This window comes from Paraflavitalea devenefica, assembly GCF_011759375.1.
Classification (GTDB): Bacteria; Bacteroidota; Bacteroidia; order Chitinophagales; family Chitinophagaceae; genus Paraflavitalea; species Paraflavitalea devenefica.
This window is the reverse complement of the sequence record NZ_JAARML010000007.1, coordinates 172,205-196,755: the sequence shown is the minus strand read 5'-3', so window position 1 is coordinate 196,755 and position 24,551 is coordinate 172,205. Positions and strand designations below refer to the sequence as shown.

The window sequence follows — 24,551 nt, the reverse complement described above, 5'->3', positions numbered from 1 at the left end:
CAATGACACATACAGATAAATCCACCGCTCGCTTAATGAAAACCGGACTTGCCGGAAACCTGGCCAGGCAGTTGGCCGGTAAAGGTATCCGGTCGGCTATTCAACTGGCCAATATATCTATTGACCAATTGCAGGAATTGCTCGGTGATGCCAGCCTGGGCAAGGATACCGTATACAATATCAGGAAAAGGGCAAGGGTGATGAAAGCGCTTATTGATAACCACCTGGTCACCGTTCGCGGACAGGTGTCGCCGGCTTACAAGGCGCTTGCTTCCACCAATCCCAACAACAACATCATCAATTTTCATGAGGGCATGGAAAGCTATCCGGAAATGTTTGGCAGCCCGGATTATGCTGCCGATGCCGAATTTGATTCCATGATCAGTCCGGCGGCCTACCTCGTTGACCTCATGCGCTACATCAACGAGTACATTATACAACCGCCCAATGAAGAAGACAAAGCACTGCTGCTGCAATCAAGACGTCCCGATATATGGAATATCCCCCTCGACCAGGAGCATACCGTGAAAGAAATTCCTTACCTGGAACTGGTGAACGGAATACTGCAAACCAAACTGGATAAGGAAGGTAGGATAGAAGCAGACGGCAGCGTCAATGAGCAGGATAAGATCGGAAATGCGCTGCAATATATGGCCGAAACCATCTTCCCGTTTAACCTCCCTTTTAATACGCCGTTAGAAAAGACCAGGAAATACCTCGAAGCCCTTCAAACCACCCTGTACGATATCTATACCACTTTTAACATAGATCCCGAAGCGCAAACCAGGGAGTACCTGAAGCTAACGCCGGAGCAAACCGCCTACCTCACCACGCCGTTGGTAAATAAAGACAGCTTAAACCTGGCGTATGGATACATTAAGACCGATAACCCTAAGCCGCATTTCACCGGCATTGAAAGCAATGCCAACCTTGGATCATTGACCAATGCCGAGGTATTTATGAACCAGGTGGCGTTTACGCAAACCAGCCAGTTGGAAGCATTGTTCTATCAGAACATCAACAGGGGCCTGCCGGGCGCCAATCAACTGCTGAATAACCTGTTTATTAATAAGCGCTCCAACCAACACCACCTTGTCTATAGCCCGGCTGAAACCACCGGGCCCGGCTGGGCAGATGAAGGGGTATGGACCGACGCTTCGTATTATTCCACCCTGCAACGGGTGGTGGCAGGGGATGAGTTGTACCTGTTGGTGCGCACCCAAAATGGTATGGATACCTGGCAATTCAACAGCGCTCATAGAAACTGGGTGCAGTTGACTGCTGCCACACCTGCCTGGTCGGATGAGGCCGGCTGGGACCAGGAGGAATATTATTCCACCATTCAGGCGGTGGCTGCTGAAAACGATAACCCGCTTGCCCATAAAAAGCTGTACCTGTTTGGCCGCTATGCAGATGGGATGCATGCCTGGGTGTTTGATACAACTACGCATACATGGGCCGAAGTTGTCAATGTACTGGAATGGCCCGACTGGTCTGATGCCAATGGCTGGAACAAACCTGAGTACTATCGCACCATCAAAACGGTGGCATTAGGACATAGAATATTTTTACTGGGCCGGCAACCCGGTGGGGTCCTTACCTGGTACCTTGATACAACACTGAATGTATGGACGCCGGTCATTCCCCCGCTTGATTCCGTGATACCTGATTTTACGGATGCGAAAGGCTGGACGAACCCAGCCTACTATCTAACTATTCAGGTAATTGCTTACAAGGATCAGCTTTTTTTAACCGGGCGCTCAGAATTTGGCATTGAAACCTATTCGCTTTATTTTATAGAAGAACAGGTGGCGGAATGGTTTTATGCTCCGTTTCCTTTTCCGCAATGGGAAGATTACACGCCATGGTGGCTGCCGGCTTCTTATCTCACGATCCAGACCTTTAAGGCAGATGATCATCTTTTCCTGCTTGGCTCGGGCCCCGATGGGATAGAACTATACTGGCTTGAACTGATTGAGCATGTTTTATTTCAATGGGTATATGTTCCTGCCGGCACTATGCCCAACTGGACGGTCGCTGATTGGCAGGATCCTTCCAACTATGCAACTATCCGGGCATTCGCTACAGGAAAGAACATCGGTTTGGTAGGACGAAGCGCTTCAGGCATCCAAACCTGGGAACTGGATCTGGCTAATTTACAATGGTCTCAATTAGAAGCGGGTTCACCGGCATGGTCAGATGCTGCCGGTTGGAATGATCCATCCTATTATACTACCATACACCCTGTAACTATCAATCATTCGGTTCTTTTAACCGGTTGTACCAAAACGGCTATTGATACATGGCGATTCAACGTGTTGAAGCAAACATGGGTGAAACAGGAATTGATAAAGGCAGTGATTGAGCTGGAAGATCAATTACAGTATGCCCGTTTGGATATGGCCGTGCTCGACCGGTTGAACCGTTTTATCAGGTTGGCCGGCATTACAGGATGGCCATATGAAGACCTTGATTGGGCATTCATTGCTACCGGTGCGGACGATATAACGATGGGCTCCCTTACGGCCCTTAAAGACCTGCAATGGATAATGGATGCATTAAACCTTACGGCATGGCAGGCAACTGCTTTCTGGCACGATATCAAAACCTATGGCGAAGGCAACGGACCGGTTTCCCAGGCCCCCTTCGATCTCGTCTTCAACCAACCCATGCCCTTTGTGAAGAGCAACCTGGCCACGATCAATGATCCATCGCCCAGGTTATACCATCCGCTTTACCAGCCCAACCCCAACTACCAGGACGAGCCCGTGGTTTGGCAAACAGATGGAAAGTCGGCAGGCAGTCATGCCATCATATTCCGTTTAATGGCAGCGTTAAACCTCGATGCCAGGAACTTAAAAGCATTGATAGATTACTTTAACGGATCAGCCTTATATACCAACTCCAATGAAATTCAACTAGGCGTGGAAAACCTGTCTGTTTTGTACAGGTATGCCTTATTGGCCAACTCACTTCAACTATCCATACCGGAGCTGGTCATTTTACTGGAGTTCCTGGACCTTAAAAACCTTTTCTTCTTTAGCAGCAGTGACATTGTTAGCATAGTTACCTGCAACCAGTGGATGGTGGAGAACAAACTGACTGTTTATCAGCTAAACTATATCAGCAACACCATCAGCAGTAAGTGGATTGATACGGGCTTCGATCTGCTGAAGGTGCCGGACCTGCTGAAATCCCTTTCAGCAGCAGCCATCCAATGGTACTTAAATGCGGGAGAATTGCAGTTTCAAAACCTGATGACCGAACCCATCAGCCGCGTTTTTTACAATACGCTTGCTTACAAAGGAGCAATAGATGACAGGGGTATTGTTTTGGAGAATGACTTCAGCTTTCCCGAAATATCCGGTTGTTTTGTTTGCGAAGAACTCTCTTTTGCCGTTCAGCATCAGCTTACACCAATAGGCAAGGTGGGCAATGTAGTAAAGGGAACAGCATCACAGATCATCATACCATCCAACCCCAATAGCAGCTTCCCGGTGCAAACGGCCGGGGCGGGCGCTGTGTGCTGTTGGTTTAAGTATGATGGGAAACAAACGGGTACCTGTACCCTGTATTCTTTGTATACTACCGGCCAAACACCCAATATTACCAAAGTGCAGCTCATAGGTGGCAGTCTGGTACTTACCACTCAAAACAATAACCCACAGGTAATTGGCAAAATACCGGATGGTGACCAGTGGCATTTCCTGGTCCTTTCCTACAAGGAGCAATTGATATCACTGGATAACCTGCCCCCGTTTACGAATCTGTCAGGGTTACAGATCCCGGCCGGTATTACAGGTACGCTTGCCCTGGGCGAAAGTGGGGACAGTTTTGAAACAGGTATGGCCGAATTAAGAGTGTTTGATGCCAGTGTTACAGCCGCAGCCATCGTGCAGGAATTATATCCTTCAGCGGATAATCCATCCGGTCCCGTCAAAGGCAACACCAACTATTGGCCGCTGAATGAAGGCCAGGGATCTGCAACGGCCAAAGATATAGCAGGGGATATCAACGGCGCCTATGCCGGTCAGCCTGCCTGGAACATTATTTTCAACACCGTCATTCCCGATGGATTTAACTACCTCGATACCAATGGATGCCTTATCCCTGCATTTGACCCGGTAACCAACGACCCGGGCAGTCAACCTTTCATTGACCTTTGGAAAACAATTGTCAACCTGCGGAACATCCTCAATAAAAAGATCAGCACGCAAAAGCAGGGCGCCTTACAGAAACTGGCAGATTACTTCCAGGTAAATAAAAACCTGGCGGTGTATGCTGATTATATGGCTGCAAAGGATGAATTCCCGCACTATGTACAAACCCTGTTGGCATACAGGTTCAGCCTGAACTGGCTTGAATTCTCCCTGGACCTTGACCGTACTGCTCCTTTTATCAGCAATTACCTGGTAGACCAGTTCAATGCCAATAAGATCAATATCAGGGAGAAGGCAACCATTACCAGGCTCCCGGATGCTGATGGCAATCCTGCCAATAAGTGGCTGATCACTGAATCGGCCGATGACCTGTACTTTTTAGATAAAAGGGATGGCGCCCTGGATATCTATAAGCTGTTGCCGGCTGAAAGGCCGCTCGTCTTCGCGGCCGATGGTTCTTTTCCAACTGATGACAAATACAGCAAATACCATATTGACGGATCATTTAACCAGGATAGACCAGCCTTGTATTTCAGTAGTTCCGACGGGCAGTTGGCCGCACTGCTCAAAGAGGGGGATTATGTGCGTGTTGTTATCTATGAGTTGCCCGGTACTGAAAAGGACATTGTTGCACAGATAAATGATTTCATAACTGATCTGGGACAATTGTTGTTTACAGTGAAAACCCTGCAATTGTCTGATGAAGAATTTAAGTGCCTTGTTGATAACAGCGACCGGTTCTTTACATCTGCCAGGGAAACAACCCGCGGCGTATTCAGTCTTGATCAGATCAAAGCCGTCTTACTGTTTAAAAAACTCAACAGCACGTACCAGGAAGAAGACATGTCTTTTGCCAATTACTTCTACAGGCCCGATGACATGGGTTCACTGGTAAATTATATCGCTCAACTTACGCAGTGGGATGCACAGGGCTTACAACAATTGTCGCAGTGGAATTGCCCTTATGAGTTATTTGCCACCATCAATATCCCGGGCAACCTGAATCCTTCGGCCACAGCCATCGGGGCAGGCGGCAGTTATGCCATCGCTGGTTATCCATCGTTAAACAGCGTGTTGGTGTATCAACTGGAAGGGGAGAAATGGGAAGCGTTGCCGGCTATCCCTGCCCCGCAACATGCCGGTTCTTTTGGCGCCGCAGTAATGATACAAAGCTATGCTGATGTGGATACAATAAAACTGCGGGCCTTCATAACCGATACAGCCGTAAACAATGGTGCAGGGGTGGTATATATCTATGAATACAACAGGGACACCAAAATGTGGAGCCAGCCAATCTCCTTAACAGCGCCCGATGCTGCTGCAGGAGCAGCCTTCGGCAATACAATCGCTGTTTACGGGAATAGGCTTGCCATAGGAGCGCCAAATGCCGGCGCTAACCAATCCGGTAATGTGTACCTGTTTCAATACGGATCCGGCCAGTGGACGTATCAAAAAGCAGACTTCCCTGTTCAGTCTGGCGATAAATCAGTAGGAAGCTCCATCAGCTTATACGACGATATCATCACCATCGGGTCGGTCAGCTATGCCTATATTTTCAGGATCAACAATGCTGCTGTTGTTCCGGTGGTGCCGGCCGTTCCCTGCAGTACGGCAAAAGTGGTCACCAACGGAAATATTGTAGTGATGTCTGCTATGTCGGGCGTCCATCCGGTCATCAGTTACATCACAGATGTCAATACTGACAAGCCGTCAACAATAAAAGCATTGACCAACGCGGCATTTTCGGGCATTTGCACCATTGCCATAGAGGATGATGCGTTGGTGGTGAATGATGCCACCAATACCTGCTTTATTTATTACATCCAGGATAATATCCTCTCCTTCCGCAATGCTTTTCAACTGCCTGCCTGCCCGCTCATATCCCTTCAGCCCTGGCCCATAGCGCTCAGTGAGGGTAACTTAATCATCGGAGCGGCCGATGGGAACAAACCCATCCTGCTTTTTTATGGCACAAAGCATGATATACATTGGTTCGGTTTTGCGGATGATTGTTTTAAGCTGGCCAATAAACTGGGCGTAAGTATCGGATCTTTACTGGGATTTATCGGCCTCTCCAAACTTCAACTAAAAGTAAGGAGTACAACAGACAATCCTGACCCTGACCCTGATCATAATAATGCCATCTATGCGTCCTATGAGGATTATGCCGCTAAATTGGCCAGCGCCCTTGCCATAGGGCGTTCTCCGGATGAATGGGATACCGTTTACAATCCTTTGCGGAATAAATTCCTGGAGCGCGAACGGGATGCCCTTGCGGGGTACATGATCTTTTCCCTGCGCAACCGCTTTACAGATATAACAGGTATTAATGACCTGTATGAGCTATTGCTGATTGATGTCGGGTCTGGCGGTTGCCGCAGCATTTCAACAATCAAGGCTGCCCTGAACAGCCTGCAACTATATATAGAGCGTTGCAGGATGCAATTGGAACCCTATACTTCCATAAGAGGAAATGAAGAGGAAGGGAATGCTGCAGAAGTGGAGTGGAGCTGGATGTCGCACTACAGGATATGGGAAGCCAACCGGGAGGTGTTCCTGTTCCCGGAAAAATATATTGATCCTACCCTTCGTAAAGACAAAACAAGCGTGTATGCCGATCTGCAAAATAAACTGAGCCAGTCCAATCTGACTAACGACAGCGCTACAGCGGCCTTTCAATCTTATTTTCATGATCTTGAAGCGCTTACCGGTCTTACCGTTGTATCAAGTTGTATGGGGCGCATCGCCAGTTTTGTCAATGGCAGGATCATCATAAAAAATACCTGGTTCGTCATTGCCAAAACAAAGAACAGGAATGAAGGGTATTATTACAGGATGGCCGACGCCATCCTTCCTGCGGATACGCCTGATACCTGGGTCAACTGGACCAACTGGGAGAAAATAAACATCAGCATCAGGGGCGATAGTGCAGCCTGTATCTATGCCGGCGGCAGGTTATATCTTTTCTGGCTTGAATTTACCCGGCAGCAGGTATCCGGCAACAGCAATACCTATTCTTCGGATAAGACTTTTCATTATGACACAAAAGTGTATTATTCATTCCAAAACTCCAACGGGCAATGGGCAAACCCCCATGAAGTACCCGATCCGGACAATGCGCTTGATTTTACCTTCATACCCTCCGGTGTTGATCCGGCGCAAGTAATACTGCCACCCAAACCGGATATCAATGTTTTTAATGATTACCTGGATATTGCTGATCTCCTGATCAGCATTGGCGCTCAGAATGGCGGTATCAAACCTTCCTCCGAATTAAGCCTGCCTGTTGATGCTGTTTTAAACCTGTACGAGCGATACATGTGGACCTTTGATAAGACCAATGCAGACCTGCGCGGGAATTATCCATTGGGAACGGGGAAGGGCGTGTCATTTGTTCCCGGCAAAGGCGTGTTTGTCAATAGAGGCGTGCTCGATTTAAGCATGTCCTATCAGGGAGGTCTCCTCTTGCCATCTTATTTCAATACCTGGTTCAACGACAGTTTTACACTGGGGTGCTGGATCAGTCCACTGGTTACGGCAGGTACCAGGCCCATTCTATACCCTGCTGCCGCAGCGCCCTATCCGCTTTCTATACAATTAATAAACGGGAATGTGGTTGTTGGTGTTGGTCCCCAGGTAATAACAAGCAATACGCAACTCTGGAACAAGGCCTGGTACTTTATAGTTGTCCGTTACAATGCCCAAACACGGGAGCTATCCATTTTTATTAATGGGGCGCTGGATAACCGGGCGATCATGACGGATGGCCTGCAGGGAAATGTACCCCTGTTATTGGGATCTGACGGCGCCAACTTTGCTTACGGGAACATGGCGGATATGTTTATGGTCCATGCCACTTTGCCTGATCCGGAGGTGTTAACTATCTATACACAATACATCGGCTTTGAGGTGTCGGATGATGTTGAAAGTTATGAATGGGAATTGAACACCAACCTGGAGGAAGTGCAGCATGATCCAGACTATGCACTATTGCCGTCCTCACTCCCTGCTCATTTCGTCAACCTGGATATTCCGCCACTCAATGCCAGGAATGTGCTGGATTTGAATCTTGGCGGCAGCTACCATCAATATGCCACACTGCCGGCCCATTTCAATACTTTTTTCAATCATAGCTTCACCATAGGTATCTGGGTATTGGGCAACTTTGTGAGCACTGGCGACTATCCCATTTTGGCTTCCTCCGCAGCAACACCCGGCGAATCTTTCTGTTTGCTGATCAGGGATGATACAGCGTTTATGGATTTTTACAATAGCAGTACGCAGGGCAAGGTACAACTGGCAGCCAACAAATGGTATTTCCTGGTATTTACCTATGATGAAGCATCACAAACACAAAGCATATTTGTGAATGGATTGCCGGATAATGCTTCTGCAGGGCACCTGCCTTATACCGGCAGTTCGCCGCTCAACCTGGGCTTATACAACAATGCTTATACGACTTGCCTGATGGCTGATTTACTGTTGGTCAACAAAGCATTGTCTGCTTCGCAGATCTGGGCCATTTATACAGGCATTGACAAGCCCCGCAATCTTCCTGCGCCTGCTGACAACACCATGGCGCTTAATGTCATTCAAAACGTAAACGGCAGAAGGATACAACGGCTTAATGAAGATTTGTTCATGGGCGGCGCTGATTATTTATATGCAAAGAACTCCGGTAACATTACCGCGTCTGATCTGTCAGCAGGGGCGCCCTATGGGAAATACACCTGGGAGCTGTTTTACCACATTCCCATGCTGATTGCTCAATTGTTGAGCAGTAACCAGCATTTTGAAGATGCCAAACGCTGGTATGAGTACCTGTTTAAACCAACGGCGGCCGATCAAAGCAATGACCGTTTTTGGCAGTTGGGCTATTTCAGAAGCCTGGGTAAACCGGAAGACATTGTAAAGATCCTTACCGGCAACGCGCAAAAAGATACAGACCAGGTCTTGCTATACGACCTGGACCCCTTCGATCCTGAAGCAATAGCTTACCTGCGTCCCGGGGCATTTGAGAAGAAGACCGTGGTCAACTATATCACGAATTTGCTGAACTGGGGCGATAACCTGTTTAGCCAGTATACCTGGGAAACCATCACGCAGGCGGAAATGTTATATGTGCTGGCAAAAGAACTACTGGGGAAAAGACCCGATATCTCAGGGAGCTTTAAGAAAAGAGTGCCCATCACCATAGCGGAGATTGAAAACGAATATCAAAATCACATTCCCCAGTTTGTGATCGATATAGAAGATATGCAGCCCCCGGTACATCCCCGGATGCAATATACGCCCCGGCTTTCTGCTTCCCTGTCCAACTTCTACTTTGGTATCCCGGAAAACGATGAACTGGCTGTCTGCCAGGACCTCGTGGAGACCAGGCTCTTTGAGATCAGGAATTGCCTCAACATCCTGGGCCAGCAACAATCACTGGCATTGTTTGAACCACCCATCAATCCGATGATGCTGGTGGCGGCAGGCGCCGCGGGCGTCAACCTGGCCGACGTTCCGATCAGCTATGCAACAACGATCCCGTATTTCAGGTTCGCTAAAATGATAGAGTATGCCAAAGCAGTGACGGAAAGGGTGATTGATTTTGGCCGCCAGATCCTGGGTGCACTGGAAAGGAATGATGAAGAGCAACTGGCCATGCTGCGTACGGTGCAGGAAAAGACCATCCTTGACCTTACTACCTCCATCAAAGAAAAGGAAATAGAAGAGGCCATGAACCAGGGCCTGGTCCTGGACCAAAGCCTGGCTAGCGCTAATGAAAGGGTGGCTTACTATACCCAAATGCTGACAAAACCAGTTTCTGTGCTGGAAGCAAAAGCCCTTTCATTAAACCAAATAGCCATAGAGGTGGAGATACCTGCCACCGCCTTGCATGTGGCAGCAGTAGTGGGTCATCTGATACCCACTGTTTTTGGATTTGCCGATGGGGATTTCAGTCCCGGTGGCTCCATAGAATCTGCCGCCGCTGCCTTAAGTTCGGGCAGCAATATCGCCAATAACCAGGCCAATATGACCGCCGTTTCTGCGTCTTATACCCGCAGGACTGAAGACTGGGGATTGCAATTAAAACTGGCGCAGTATGAAGTCACTTCCATAAAAATACAAAAAGCCATCAACGACATCCATGTGCAGAATGCTACTACAGACCTGGCAGTACAAAATCAAAATATCGCCAACAACCAGGACCTGCAGCAATTCTATGCCAATAAATTCACCAACCGGGAAATGTACCAATGGATGATCGACCAGATCAGTTCCGTCTATTACCAGGCATTCCAGATGGCGCAGGACCTGGCCCAAAAAGCACAGGTAGCCTACCAGTTCGAACTGAACAGGAATGAAAACATCATCAGCTATGGTTATTGGAGCAATACCCACCGGGGGTTACTGGCAGGCGAAAAACTGATGGCCGACCTGGGCAGGTTGGAAAAAGCTTATATTGACAATAACCAGCGATACCTCGAAATACAAAAGATCGTATCCTTAAAGATGCTGTCTGTAACGGAACTCGAGAAGCTGGTAAAAACAGGAACCTGCAGGATCAGTTTAATGGAACAATTGTATGACAGGGATTTTCCCGGTCATTACAACCGGAAAATAAAAACGGTGTCCATTACCATTCCTGCTATTGTGGGTCCTTATCAATCTATAAAAGCTACGCTCCGGCAGCAGTCCAACAAAGTGGTCACACAGCCCAACCTGAATACCGTAAAATATCTGGTCAGCAATGAAAAGGGGCAGGCGCCGGGCAACAATTCATTACGGATCAACTGGCGGCCGAATCAGCAAATAGCTATTTCCAAAGCAAGTGGCGACAGTGGTCTATTTGAACTTAATTTTAATGACGAACGATACCTGCCATTTGAAGGAACAGGGGCTGTGTCTGACTGGGAGTTAAGCATTCCGCAGGCCACCAATGCTTTTGACCTGAGTACCATCTCCGATGTGATCCTATACATCAATTATACTGCACAGGATGGGGGAGTGGAATTTGCACAACAGGTAAGCAACTTGCCGGAAATAAAAAAGACCCCTTTACCATTGCTGTAATGGCCTGAGTAAAGATTTTTTGATCGTAATGGTTTGTTCGCCCGGTACCAGGAATACGTTAAACGCCACCTTGGTATGGGCGGGTACTACAATTTCAAACCCGATCAGCACAGTGCCCAGGTTCAGGGCGTCATAACTATTCGGCGGGTCGGTAGGCCATGTTTGCAGGGTTGCCTGTTGTGGCAGTCCGTCAACATAGAGGGTGAGCTTCTTGCCGTCTTTATGCGTCAGTTGTGCGCGGTTATTGTTGACGGATGCTACCTTAGCCGGCGTAAGCATGGCCCAGCGGATGGTGCAGGTGGTATCGCCGGTCTCTATTTCATCCCGCACTGTTACATATTGCTTGTTCACCAGGGCAATGCCCCGGGCCGCCTTTGCCAGTGAGCCGGCATACAGCGTGCTCATGTCCATCACGGCATGGGTAAACAGGGAGTCATCCGAATGTTTCGTGATCACGGCCCTTCCCTTCACGGCCTGCAAAGCATGATTAACCGTGAGTGTGCTGTGCGAGAAATTGGAATACCGGAATACCTTCCATCTATCCGACCCCTGGCTCATATCCCATATCTTCAACCCTTTTGACTCCATCGATTCATACTCCTGCATCCCCAGGTCGGCACTCCATCTTACGCCTTCGGCGTCCATCACAAAAGAGCCTGCATCCATATGGGCATGTCCTGCTGAAGGAGTGCCTCCTTTAAATCCTATATAAATTGCGTTGGGATCGGTCCAGGAGCTGCGCATCATCGCTACCGGGTTCTCTCCATCGCCTACCCACACGGGCGATGCCGGCGGCTGCAGGGTATGCATATCCAGGTCCTTGCCCCATACCAGGGCGGCCGGTAAAAAGCGGTTCCATTTGGCCAGGATCTTTCCTTTTTGCATATTCGCCTGCTCCTGCCACAGCAGGGAAGGATCGTGCAGTTTGGAAGCAAACCATAACATCGCAGGTTGCAGTCCATCGGCTGCGCTGGCGCAATCGGAATAGTTAAAGGGTAGGCCCGAAGGGCCTACCAGGTGTTCATAAAAAGAAGGGGTACGCAAAAAACCGGGCGCTTGCGAAAGTTGATAGTCAGTTCCAAAGATTTGCTCAAGGGCGCTGATCAAAAACACATTATAGCTGGTGCCATAGGCCCAGTAACTATACCCCTCCGTATAATTGCCGTCAGGGGCATACGTCTTCATAGGGATCTGTATGCTTTTTAAAGCGCGCTCTACCAGTTGTACAGACAGTGCCCGCTGATCTTCATACACTGCCAGCGCCCCATAAGTAATGCCCGTGTTGCATACCTGGTTCCAGTTGTTATTGCCCCGCAGCCATCCATTGTACTTGTCATCGAGGGAAGGCGTTAGTCCTTTGCTGATGATGGCCTGGCTGATCAGTTGGCGGGAAGCGGCAGACAGTTCATCATACAGCCAGTCATAACCGATGGCTACGGCCATCGTCATCTCCGCCACATCCAGGAAATGATCGGGGTTCCAGTTGCTGAATTTGCACACGGCCAGCAGTTCCTCTTCGCATTTATTGAAATACTTCTTCTTGTGCGTCATCCGCCAGGCATATGACAGGAAGAAAATACGCCGGAGGCTTTCCCGCGACTTGCCCAACAGCCGCCTGCCGATCAATACCCGCTCCACTGGTGGCAGGCCAAGGATGATATCGCATTCATTCAGCAGGTCGGTATGCACCTTCTCCCAGAGCGGATGGGCCTTGATATTATTTTTAATTAACTCTTCCTGTCCTTTCAGCAACAGCAACCGGGGATGCCCCATGATCCGGGAAGTATCAATCACCCCGGCATGGCAGGGCGTAAACTGCGCAAGGCATATACAAAGTAGCGCGCTTAGCAGGGCAATCCTGCCTGGTAAGCGATGTCGGGTACTGTAAGTAGTCAAATGCATACAATAAATATCGTACTAAAATTAAAAACTAAATCGGGTAATCGAATACGCCGGTACGGTTATATCCACCCGCCCTGCCGCATCCGTGCTCACGTTACTGATGCTGCTGAACACCGGTGCGTAATCATTCGGATTATTCCCTTTCAACTGCATTACCGCCTGGCTCGTTTTATTGGCCATATTCATATTGGCCAGCAGCAGGGGGATTGTTTTGGAAACACTGTCCCGGTTGATCACCAGCAGGTTTGTTTTTCCCGTGGCCGTATCAAAGAATGCGTGCACCTTATACTTCGTATTGGCCGTATTAAGATCAGTGACCGATACCTTATTGCCTGTTATACACTCGTTCAGCAACTGAAGCGAATAACCTACCGGGGTGATTTCATTATTGCCGCCCAGCAGGCACCGCAGGTTGTAAGGCTGGTTATACGTTTGCGCATAACTGAGGAACCAGTGACTGGTCCAGAAATGCACATGCGACACCCGGGGATTGGAAAGCATGGCGGCAAACATATCGGCTGCAATGATGGCTTTCCCCATGGTATTGGTTTTAGGATAGATGGAATCTGCTGACCCCGGAGCATAGGAGCTGGCTTCTGTAACAGCGATCTTCAGGCGGCTCTTAGCCGCCGCATCACCAAAAGTATTGATGGCCGCTGTGGCATTATTCACGGCGCTTATCAGGTCTGTATTATTGGCCGCCATCGTCAGGTAGCTGTTGTACCAGGAATTGGCGGCCGTGCTTACCGTGGAAGGATTGGGCAGGTAATTGTGCGCCACAATAAAATCTGCTTTGGGGGCCGCTACCAGGAAAAGCGTATCATACCATTTGGTGTTGGGATAATTATGGCCGTTCATGCCTATCTTGATCGTGCTGTCTGCGGCTTTCATCAGGTCCGATAACTCTGCCACCAGGTTGGCATAGGCGGTGGCGCTCCAGGTTTGCCCGGTGCTGGTGCCCGAAATAGGATAATAACATTCATTGCCGATCTCATAATGGGCAGACGACAGTCCTTTTTGTTTTACATAATTCACCAGGGCTACCGTGCTGTTCAATATCTCCTGTTTGGTTACATAATGGGCAACGGCATTGGGTTGCATAATGGCATCTATCGGTACAATAAAATACGGTGTGATAGCGCTGTCCTTGCAAAGTGTCAGGAAATGGTCTATATTCATTTGATTCGTGACCAGCTTACCGGTCGTATCTGCCAGGTTAAACATACCGGCATCCGTAAAAGGCCACTGGCTGCTTCCCCACATCGCAGCATGCGGGTTGGGCGCTGTATAAGGCGGTTTGGACCACAGGTACCAGTCGCCTATCTCTCCTTCACCAAACCGGAGTGTTTTCATTTTCATCTTACTGATGGCGGTGGCAAACGGGGTGGTCCTCACTGTGCCAGGCCCTTCCAGGTAATTATTTACCGTAACACCAATATTCGTTGCCCGGCTATCCGCCAATACCTGCGCGCCATTCACCACTACAGCAGTGCTGGAAAAAGTAGCAGTAGAAGATAGTTGCAGGTCCCGCTCCAGCTTCACATCCGATCCGGCAACAGTAGTAACGTTGTTCAAATAATAAGCGCCATTGCCTTTTATCCGTTGAAGTTGTTGGCCGCATAACAGAATAGTGGAAGCGGCCGTAGTGCTGATGATGCCGTTATTGTCAATACTGCCGGAGATGGGAAAAGCCGTGAGGCTATTGTTCAAAAAAACAGCGTTGCTGTTCACCGTAAAATTCTCCAGGTAGGAAGGGGAAGTGGTGGCCGTAATATTGCCATTGATCACCACATCGCCATACTTGAACCCTGCAAAGGAGGCGCCGTTGTTGGTGCTGTACACAAGGGTGCTGCCCGGCTGAAGGTCAATAACCGACTGCGGGCCTGTTACCGTACTGCCAAAAGGTATTTGATTTTCGGCAGGGTTGGCATTCCGGGGATTATGGACATAGCGGCTGCCTTTGGCGAAAATGATATTGTTATTGGTAGCCACTGCATTGGTGCTGAAAACATTGCCGCGCACATTAGGGCCGCTCGTGATCACGCCGGCAGAATCCACCAGCACACCGCCTGCGGTAAAAGAAACGAGCCGGTGGGCCTGCGTTCCGCTGGGCATAAAAGAGAGATTGCCCTGTACAAGTCCTGAAGCGCCGGGCAAAATAGTAATGGCAAAAGGAGCATTGTTGAATGTTACCGTCAGTGTTGATCCGCGCTCAATTACCAGTCCCGGAGATGCGGTGATGCGCAACGTGGCGCCCCTGTAATAAGCGGTATTGCCATAATTGTTCGCCTCCGCAGTGATAAGTGTGCTGGCGTTAACAGTAGTAATGAGCGACATCGTGGCGCCAAACTGGGAAGTGGTCACAAAATCACCCACCTTGAAATCATTACTGAAATTGGTGGAGGCATTGCCCGTGATTGTATTTCCAGACTTGGAGATCAGTCCACTCAAAGCGGTAGCGGCCGTACTGATGGCGCTGGCAAAAGTGACGGTAGCATTGTGCTGAAGTACCAGGCCGCCGAGTGTTTGTGCAGGGAGATTATATACAGTGGCCGATTTGGCGGCAGGCGCTCCGTAATTGGAGCCGTCAAATACCAGTATATCATTGGTGGCCGGTGAAGTGCGGGCGCTGCCGCCGCCGCCTAATACGGTGTTCCAGTTACTGGCCTGGTTAAAATCGGCATTGGCGGTAGTGCCGCCCACCCAGTAATAAGTAGTTTGTGCAGGCAGGCATAGCGCTGCGAAAGAAGTTACTATAACAAGCAGTATCGTTTTCATCGTTCATAGTTTGGCAAGTGATCGTAAAAGAAATTCCGGCTATCATTGTTTCAGGAACGGCTGTGTTACCGTTGTAGCGCCATTGGAAATGGACAGCATATACATGCCTGGCCGGAGCGCAGGTACTTTCAGCGATACCTGCCGGCTATAGGCGTATTCCTGGTGAAGCATCCGGCCCGACAGGTCATACAGTGTGATAGATACCTTAGAGCCAGTCAGGGAATGGGTGATCGTCAATTGGTCAACAACCGGATTGGGCCATATCTTATTGATGGCCGCCGGTAATAAAGTCATCTTCCCGTTTTGTTGTTGTTCCTGTGAACATTCTTTTTGGGCAACCGTAAAGGCGTAGAACTGCGTAAAGTTTTTATACGCGCTGTTGGCAGCATTATCGCCCTGCCCGGCAGCATCCTGCCAAAGGCTGTCATAAGCAGCTATGCCTATATGAGCGGCCTGGCTGAAATCACTGCCTTCCAGGTCCTGCGGCCAGCCCAGGGTCAACTGGCAACTATTATTGCCGCTGGTACGCTGTATCCTCCATACGGCATTTACCTCTGTTGCCAGTTGCTGCGCCGTGAAAGCCGTACCGCCCGGTTGGGCGTTGTTAGTAATACCTTCAAACACGCCTGCCACGAATCCCGAATTGGATACAGGCGACAGTGTGGCCGGTAAATAATAGGCGCCTGTTCCTACCGGGAACAGGTAAGGGGCGCTGATAGTACGTACTGCCATCCATCCCTGGCTGTTAGTGTTCACATTGGCTGCAGTAATAATATGTTTTGCATTGCTGAAAGGGCCACCTGCAATGGGCAGGCCCGAAGTAATCACCAGGCTGTCGCCGGGAGGAATCGTTAAATAACCGGTGTTGAGCATTAAGGTATCTGCCACATACACTGACTTATTAATACTGGTGCTGGCATTGATGGTTACCTTACCGGCATAAATAGCCGTGGCGCCAGCATTGGCCTGGGCGGGGAAAGGCGTTGTGGTAGCACCGTTCACCACATAATGAATGCCGCTGTCGAGGGTGCAGGTGGCAAAGCCAGGCAGGCTGCCTCCCAGGCCACCGGCGTGGGCAGTAGCAAGGGTGGCATTACCATTAAAGGTGGCGACAGCACCGGTAAAACCCTGCACCTTGTAGGTGCCAAAATCAAACTTCCCATAAACAGTCAACTGTTGCGCGGCTGTCTCCTGCGGCATAAAGCTACAGGCGGCTATCATACCGATAGCCTGCAGGCAAATAAGTCTACTCATATAATTGGGGATTGTTGGTGGCTCCTGCAATTACATTCCTGTGTTCAAGCAATAGTCTGTACCGGTTCAGGGCTTCCAGGAAATAATAATCAGCATAGATCAGCGGTACATCTATCTCTGTACCGTGGGCAATGCTGCCCACACAATGCTTTAACAGGAAATCGCCGTTCTCTCCGGCGGGCGCTCTGTAAGCGGGGCTGCTTAATGCCTGGAGGATCTCAATAGCAGCCGCTTTATACTTTTCTCCTGCTGCTCCCAGCGAGGCACTTAGTTCAAACAGGGCAGAGGCGGTAATCGCGGCGGCAGATGCATCGCGGTATTTGACAGGTGTTTCTTTCACATGTGATTTTACCGAGGGATAATAGCCCGGGTCATTGGCATTAAAATCCCAATAAGCTACCTTATCTGCAGGCAGGCTTTTATGGTCAAGATAAAAGTCGGCCATCTTCCGGGCTGCACGCAGGTACCGTTTGTCTTTTGTTTCCCGGTACGTCATCGTAAACCCATAAATGCCCCAGGATTGTCCGCGCGCCCAGGTGGAATTATTCGCATAGCCCTGGGCTGTTTCCCTTGTAAGCACCCTGCCGGTGAGCGAATCATAGCACACCACATGGTAACAACTGAAATCCGGCCGGATCTGGTTCTTCAATACATTCTCCGCATGCGTTATGGCGATATTTTTGTAATACGGATCGCCGGTAACCCTCGACGCAAAGAACAACAGCTCCAGGTTCATCATATTGTCAATGATCACCGGGTAATAATACTTCCCTTTGCCATCCCAGGAACCGAACCCATTCCACGATTTAATGCTGCCGGTGACAGAATTGAATCGTGTACTGAGCGATTTGGCCGCCCGCACCAGCACCTGCTTGTAGGCTTCGTTCCCGGTGAGCCGGTAAGCATTGCCATAACTGCAATACAGCATAAAACCCAGGTCGTGGTGTTGGGTGAAATCCTGTAACGACTCCAGCTTCTCCGTCCAGACAATGGCGCTACTTTTCAGCGTAGGGTCGCCGGTACCTTCATAGGCATACCACAAAGCGCCGGGGAAAAAACCGGAAGTCCATTCATACTTATTCGTCCCTTTCAACCGGCCTTCCTTATCAATAGAGCGGGGAAACAAGGTGTCATACTGATTGGCGACAGTCACCATCTTTTTCAGTTGGCTGCCGGCAAAGGAAAAATTGTCTTCAATAAATCCGGATTGATTCTTAACAGGTATGAACGCTGCTGCGCATACGCTGCCTGTTACCAGGATAAAGGTCCTTAGTTGTTTCATGAAATAAATTTTATAGCTGAATGCCTGTTCTATTGAACAGTAATGGAAAAAGATTTCGTTGTATAATGGCGCTCGCCGGCACTTGTCTTTCCGCCGCTGAAAACAACCTGGTAAGTACCGGGCGCAGCATATTTATACGTATACTGCAGGTCGCCCGCTGTTTGCGAAACAGTTTTGATGGACACACCGGCATCAGGTGTTACCTTCTTCAGGTCAATAGGCCCTGTAATTACCCATGCCTCGGCAGGGGAGGTGGCTGCCCCGGCAGAAGTAGCGCCGGTAATCACCAGCGACGTAGAGCCGATAGACCAGTTGTAATTATTGCTCACCTTGCACGCAAAGAAACCCGGACTGTAAGTTGTTACGCCGTAATTGGTATAAGCGCTGTTGTAAGCATTCATATTGGCAATCACATACTTTGTTCCGTCTGCCAGTGTATTCGTCACCGCAAAAGAATCTATTGTCCATTTATTCTGCGCTGTTCCTGTAAAGCCGGCATACTTAAAGGCAATAAACACCGGTTTGTTTTGCGCGCTGAAGTCGGAAAGATCAATAGTGCCGGAAGGTGTTACCGTACCGGAAGAAAAAGAAGCCCTGGAGCTGATGTCTGTCCAGGTAGCGCTGTTGATCTGGCTGATCGTAGCGGCGGTGTCTTTCACCAATACACCGGCAAAATCGTTGGATACCAGCAAGGCCAGCGAATTGGCCTGTGAACCATTGGCCCTGGTTGTTCTGAACCGCAGGGTGGGGGCGCCTTCAGCAGAAGTCCTGTTCCTGTACTCATACCGCTTTCCCGGTTCGCCTGAATAAAAACTGATCACATCGGGACTGCCGGTAAAGGCAAACCGGAGCGTATCGCCAACGGGCAGGGTGGTGGTGTTAACCGTCACATCAAAGCCGGCATCGCCCGTGCTCAGTGTTTTTTGGCAGGCGGTCAACAGGATGCCTGCCCCGATAAAAGAAAGAATATACTTGATCATACGATTATTTTTTTGGGGTCTTACCAACCGGGGTTTTGGGTCATGGCTTTATTAATATTGATTTCCAGTGAAGGGATCGGCAGCAGCAGGTACCTCGGAGAAGACGCGGCTGTGGTATACCCGAGCGTCCACCGCGATTTATTGGTAGTACTGGCATTGGAAGCATTGATCTCTGTTGTCATTGCATTCATAACTGATGTGAAAACGCCCCACCTGATCAGGTCTGCCTTGCGTAAACCTTCAAAGCACAGTTCTCTTGCACGCTCATCCATAATGGCCTGCTTCAATTGCTCTTTCGCGAAACCTGCAGGCAGGTCGGCCACCAGGCTGGGGGCATCCAGCGGTAATCCATAAGCCCTTCTTCTCACCTGGTTAATGGCGTCATAGGCAATATCTGTTGGGCCATTGACCTCATTTTCTGCTTCTGCCAGCATCAGCAGCACATCGGCATAACGGAGTATCGGAAAGTTGGTGCCGTTCACATATTGCTGTTTGGCAGGTGAAAGTGGTTCATAATACCTTCTCCATTTGCCGGCATCACGGCCAATGATATTGCTGGCTGTGTAATAGGTCCTCGAAGCGGTAGTAGTGGTGCTTACAAAATAGAAAGGCGCTATCACCCAATCACGGCGGTAATCACCACTGCCATACAGGTTATAAAGTTTAATGGAGGTCTTGATATTGGAGCCGGCAAAACCCGTATCCAGGTTATTGCATCCCAGGTTCATCGTGCCCAGCTTGCCCATTTCCCAATAAGCGGTATTATTGTTATTGGTGTTAAAATCCGCTTCCCACATACATTCCTTCACGTCATAAATATCCTGTGATTGATTGATGAAGATCTGGCTGTAAGCCGAATTGGTAATGGCTGCGTTGTACGTGGTGCGCAAGGCGTGTTCATTACTGGCCGTTACCTGTTTGGCCCAATACAATGCGTCTGCATATTTTGATTGGTCCTGCAGCGGATAACCCGCCATGTACAGGCATACCCGGGCCAGTATTCCCTGGATGGTAGTTTTTGAAATACGGCTGGAATTGCCAATAACACTGGCTGTATTTACTTTCGCCTCCGCTTCTTTCATGTCGGCAATGATCCTTTCATACACTTCCTTAGCCGGTGTGCGGGGCACCCGTACGGAATTCACATCGGTACTGGGCGTTAACTTCAAAGGCACATCGCCGTAATTGCTCACCAGCAGGAAATGATAAAAAGCCCTGAGGAAGAGGGCCTGCCCAAGCATTACCTGCCGCCTGGTTTCATCCATCGCAGGCCTGTTGATGTTCGCTATGAGCAGGTTGGCCCTTTCAATGCCTATATAGCATTGCTGCCACAAGCCCGTTATGTATACATTGGTGTAATCATACTGGTAAAACATAGGGGCCGAATAGGAATTGGAACTGTAAGCATAGAAGGCCTCATCGGTGCAAATACCCAACTGGAACCAGAGTGAACTGGTGTACAGGTATTCATTGCCCAGCAGGTCGTATACAGCGGTAAGTGCGAGGTTCAGGTCGTTTTCACTGTTATAGTAATTGCCTGGCTCTACAAAATCGGTTGGCTTTTTATCCAATACTTTATTGCAGGATAAAGCAAAGAGGACAAACAATGGCATCAGCAGGAACCGTTTCATATCAATCTATTTAATCGTAGTTGAGTAAGTTTATAAATTCACATTCACCCCGAAAGTCACCACGCGGGGACGCGGATAAGCAGAATAATCGAAGCCGGGTGTCAGCACAGAATTGAATACGCTCACCTCGGGATCCATGCCGGAATAACTTGTCCAGGTGAGCAGGTTCTGCGCCGAAACATACAAGCGGCATGACTTCACCTTTGCCCTGTTCAGCAGCCTTTGTGGCAGGCTATAACCAAGGGATACCGTTTTAAGCCGTAGGTAGGAGCCATCTTCTATCACCCTCGAATTGGCGCCGGTAGGCGTAGTAGGGCCGCCGCCGCCTGTGCGGTACAGGGTGGAACTGGTATTCTCCGGCGACCACCGGTTGGTATAACTGGCAAACTGGTTGAGGTTGGTGCGGCCGAAAAGATTGCCTTCCAATATATAGCGGTTGGCATTGATAATATCATTGCCATAAGACCATTGAAAAAATACATTCAGGTCAAAAGACTTATAGGTGAAATCATTATTGAAACCACCGGTGTGAACAGGCAATCCCCGGCCGATGACCGTATAATCGCTGGCGTCAATAGTAAGATCGCCGTTAATATCCCGGAACTTAATATCGCCCGGTTGTATGGCACTTCTTAAATTACCGTTGGAAGGCACATTGTCTTTCAATACATAATTGCCGGTCGTTGATTTGTCAAAATCACTGTATTGGTATACACCCTCCCAGATATATCCATACATCATACCCAGTTGATTGCCCACTTTAGAAATATAGGAAGGTATAGTAGAGAAGTAAAAATCGAAGGGAGCCGTGGAAGTAACGGACGATTGGTTTTCGGTAAGCGCCAGTATTTTGCTTTTGTTAAAGGAAATATTGAAGTTGCTTTTCCAGGTGAAGTCTTTACTGGTCACATTTACCGTATTCAATGAAAGTTCCAGTCCTTTGTTCTCTACACTGCCGATATTGCGAAGGGCTGCTGCATAGCCCAGTGAAAGCGGCAGGTTGGCATACAGCAGCAGGTCGGTAGTTTTTTTGCGGTATACCTCGGCTGTCAGGTTAATGCGGTTGTTCAGAAAACTCAGGTCGGTACCCAGGTTCAGTTGTGATGTGGTTTCCCACTTCAATCCCCCGTTGCCGAAATTGGAAGCAAAAGCGCCGGGCGAGGTAACATTGCCAAAAGTATATCCCTGCGAATTAGTAGCGACAGCAATAGACGACAGGTAGGCAAAATCCCCGATCCGGTTATTGCCGGTCACACCATAACTAACCCGCAGCTTCCCATCCGACAAAAAGCGGTACCGTTGCATGAACTTTTCCTGCTTAAACCGCCAGGCCAGTGCCCCGGAAGGGAAATAACCCCAGCGGTTGTTGGGCGTAAACTTGGAGGAACCATCCGCCCGGTAAGAAAGGGTCAGCAGGTAAGTAGACTTATACTTATAATCCACCCTGCCCAAAAAAGAAACCAGTCCCCAGGAAGAAGTAATGGCGGTAACGGTTTCCGGCGTGCCTTCGTTCAGTCCGCTAAGGCCCAGGTCTGCATTGGGCAGGTTGGTGGCGCTGGCGCCATACCGGGAAGTCTTGTTGCCGGTTTGGGAATAGCCTGCCACGAAGGTGAGGTTGTGGTTGCTGCCGATCTTCTTATAATAGCTCAGCGTATTCTCATTCATCCAGGTCGTATTCTTCCAAAAGATCACCGAGCCATTGATGCCTTTGGTAGCACCCAGTCGTGAATTTTTATTACCATACACCGTGAACGTGTCATTGAACTGGTTCATTTGTGTAAGGTTATTCGTAATGCCGGCTGTTACTTTCAACTTCAGATCGGGCAGGAGGGTAAACTCTGTATAACCGTTAACGATCGTATTGGTCGAAAGGTTTTCCCGCAAAGCATGCTCCTGGTTCAGCACGGGGTTGATCCGTGCATCGACAGCGGGGTCAACGCCGGGATCGAATAAGATGTCTTCCAGGTTGGGCACCCCGCTGATCGCAAAGTTCCGGTAACCCCATACGCTGAAGAGGGTGCCTGTGGTGGAATTCTGGTTGGAAACACCGGAGGGTTGGAGGCCCGACTGATCCAGGTAACTGTAGTTAACATACACGCCTGCTTTCACTTTAGGGCTCAATACCTGGTCGAGGGATATAGTACCCTGGTAACGCTTATACCCGGAATTGATGATAACACCCTCCTGGTCGAATATATTTCCCGACAGGTAATATTTGGTATAGTTATTCCCGCCGGTTATCGATAAGCCATAATTCTTCATGGGAGCGGTCCTGAACATCCTGGATTGCCAGTCTATTTCGGGTACATCCCGGTACGATTCCAATGTTTTTCCGTCGGTGAGGTAAGTCTTGGCAGCTTCCCCATAATCTTTTTCCAACTGGTATTTGACAAACTCGTAAGGACTCATCACGTCCATCGTGTTAATCGTTTTCTGGATACCGTACGAAGCATTGAAAGCAACAGCAGGCGGACCTGTTTTTCCCTTCTTGGTGGTAATAATAATAACGCCGTTGGCGCCCCGGGCGCCATAAATAGCCGTGGCCGAAGCGTCCTTCAGTACATCCATCGATTCAATATCCTGGGGATTGATCACATTGTTATTGGGCGATTCAATGGGAAATCCGTCTACCACGTACAGGGGCGAGTTGTCCTGTGTAATGGAATTATTCCCCCTGATCACAATATTCACGGCAGAACCGGGCTGCCCGTCAACAGAAGCGACCGACACACCGGCCACCCGGCCCGCCAGGGCTTCATCAAAAGAGCGGACCGGCGCTTTTTGCATACTGGCCGTTGGCGCCTTCGACACCGAGCCCGTCACATCTCCTTTAGTAGTAGTACCGTAACCGATCACGATCACATCGTCCAGGTCTTTTACCTTTAACCGGAGCGTAACCCGGTATTCGGACTGGTCGCCTACTTTTATCTCCGCTTCTTCAAAATTGGCAGCAGAAAAAACCAGCAGGTCGCCGGTAACGGCGGCCAGTTTAAAATGACCGGCCGAATCGGTTTGGGTGGCCACCTTCTTTCCTTTAATAGTTACGGAAATGCCGGACAGCGCCTTCCCCGCGGTATCCTTTACGAGGCCGCTGACCGGGCTTTGGGCAAATACTATACAGGGAACAAAAAACAGGGAGACCAATAACAGGGGGTAGGAAACCTTTAGTAAGGCACGGCAGTAAAGCCAATGGCAAACAGGCAATCGCATAAATAGTCAGATTAAGTATATATAAAATAGCAGCGATGAAATTCAGGGATTTTTCCGTAGCCCAAGGGTGAATAAATCGAAAAAATAGGGCACTTTTTTAAAAAGTACCCTATGAATCCCGCTGAGGGAGCTTTTCCTACGGCTTTTAAACTTTCAGTCCGGCCCTTTCGCAAGACATATAAATTGTTGCCAGGGGGAATTGCTAAGATCATTGAAGCCTGTGAATAGGCCAGATTTGCCGGAGCCTGTTTTGTACTGAAAAAACTATACAAAGCACAAAACGGTAGTACTC

Annotated in this window: 8 protein-coding genes; 1 reads left to right on the top strand and 7 read right to left on the bottom strand. The window is 49.2% G+C overall.

Features of this window, described 5'->3' with window-relative positions; all coding sequences use genetic code 11:
- The first annotated feature begins 2 nt into the window (after positions 1-2).
- Complete coding sequence (locus HB364_RS29735; protein WP_167292077.1) at positions 3-11,222, top strand: Tc toxin subunit A-related protein; 11,220 nt, start codon at positions 3-5, stop codon at positions 11,220-11,222.
- Here the strand turns inward: HB364_RS29735 and HB364_RS29730 are convergent.
- The 7 genes from HB364_RS29730 to HB364_RS29700 are packed head-to-tail and all read right to left on the bottom strand — an operon-like array spanning position 11,208 to position 24,259.
- Positions 11,208-13,124 carry a heparinase II/III domain-containing protein gene (locus tag HB364_RS29730; RefSeq protein ID WP_167292076.1) on the bottom strand — a complete coding sequence of 639 codons (1,917 nt, stop codon included), beginning with the start codon at positions 13,122-13,124 and terminating at the stop codon, positions 11,208-11,210. The genes HB364_RS29735 and HB364_RS29730 overlap by 15 nt on opposite strands.
- Before the next feature lie 21 nt (positions 13,125-13,145).
- Entirely contained in the window at positions 13,146-15,902 is a 2,757-nt protein-coding gene (locus HB364_RS29725) for a hypothetical protein (protein ID WP_167292075.1), read from the bottom strand.
- Positions 15,903-15,944: 42 nt separating this feature from the next.
- Positions 15,945-17,156, bottom strand: coding sequence for a T9SS type A sorting domain-containing protein (locus tag HB364_RS29720; protein ID WP_167292074.1), 1,212 nt, complete (start codon positions 17,154-17,156; stop codon positions 15,945-15,947).
- Positions 17,149-18,438 carry a glycoside hydrolase family 88 protein gene (locus tag HB364_RS29715; protein WP_167292073.1) on the bottom strand — a complete coding sequence of 430 codons (1,290 nt, stop codon included), beginning with the start codon at positions 18,436-18,438 and terminating at the stop codon, positions 17,149-17,151. Before HB364_RS29715 ends, HB364_RS29720 begins: the two co-directional genes overlap by 8 nt.
- 29 nt (positions 18,439-18,467) lie before the next feature.
- Positions 18,468-19,418: a DUF5017 domain-containing protein gene (locus HB364_RS29710; protein WP_167292072.1), complete on the bottom strand. Its 951-nt coding sequence runs from the start codon at positions 19,416-19,418 to the stop codon at positions 18,468-18,470.
- Between the two features lie 20 nt (positions 19,419-19,438).
- Entirely contained in the window at positions 19,439-21,049 is a 1,611-nt protein-coding gene (locus tag HB364_RS29705) for a RagB/SusD family nutrient uptake outer membrane protein (RefSeq protein WP_167292071.1), read from the bottom strand.
- 30 nt (positions 21,050-21,079) lie between these two features.
- Entirely contained in the window at positions 21,080-24,259 is a 3,180-nt protein-coding gene (locus tag HB364_RS29700) for a SusC/RagA family TonB-linked outer membrane protein (protein WP_167292070.1), read from the bottom strand.
- Between the last annotated feature and the right edge of the window lie 292 nt (positions 24,260-24,551).

Coding starts and splice junctions, on each gene's coding strand:
- HB364_RS29735 (WP_167292077.1), top strand. CDS start 3: ATGACACATACAGATAAATCCACCGCTCGCTTAATGAAAACCGGACTT.
- HB364_RS29730 (WP_167292076.1), bottom strand. CDS start 13,124: ATGCATTTGACTACTTACAGTACCCGACATCGCTTACCAGGCAGGATT.
- HB364_RS29725 (WP_167292075.1), bottom strand. CDS start 15,902: ATGAAAACGATACTGCTTGTTATAGTAACTTCTTTCGCAGCGCTATGC.
- HB364_RS29720 (WP_167292074.1), bottom strand. CDS start 17,156: ATGAGTAGACTTATTTGCCTGCAGGCTATCGGTATGATAGCCGCCTGT.
- HB364_RS29715 (WP_167292073.1), bottom strand. CDS start 18,438: ATGAAACAACTAAGGACCTTTATCCTGGTAACAGGCAGCGTATGCGCA.
- HB364_RS29710 (WP_167292072.1), bottom strand. CDS start 19,418: ATGATCAAGTATATTCTTTCTTTTATCGGGGCAGGCATCCTGTTGACC.
- HB364_RS29705 (WP_167292071.1), bottom strand. CDS start 21,049: ATGAAACGGTTCCTGCTGATGCCATTGTTTGTCCTCTTTGCTTTATCC.
- HB364_RS29700 (WP_167292070.1), bottom strand. CDS start 24,259: ATGCGATTGCCTGTTTGCCATTGGCTTTACTGCCGTGCCTTACTAAAG.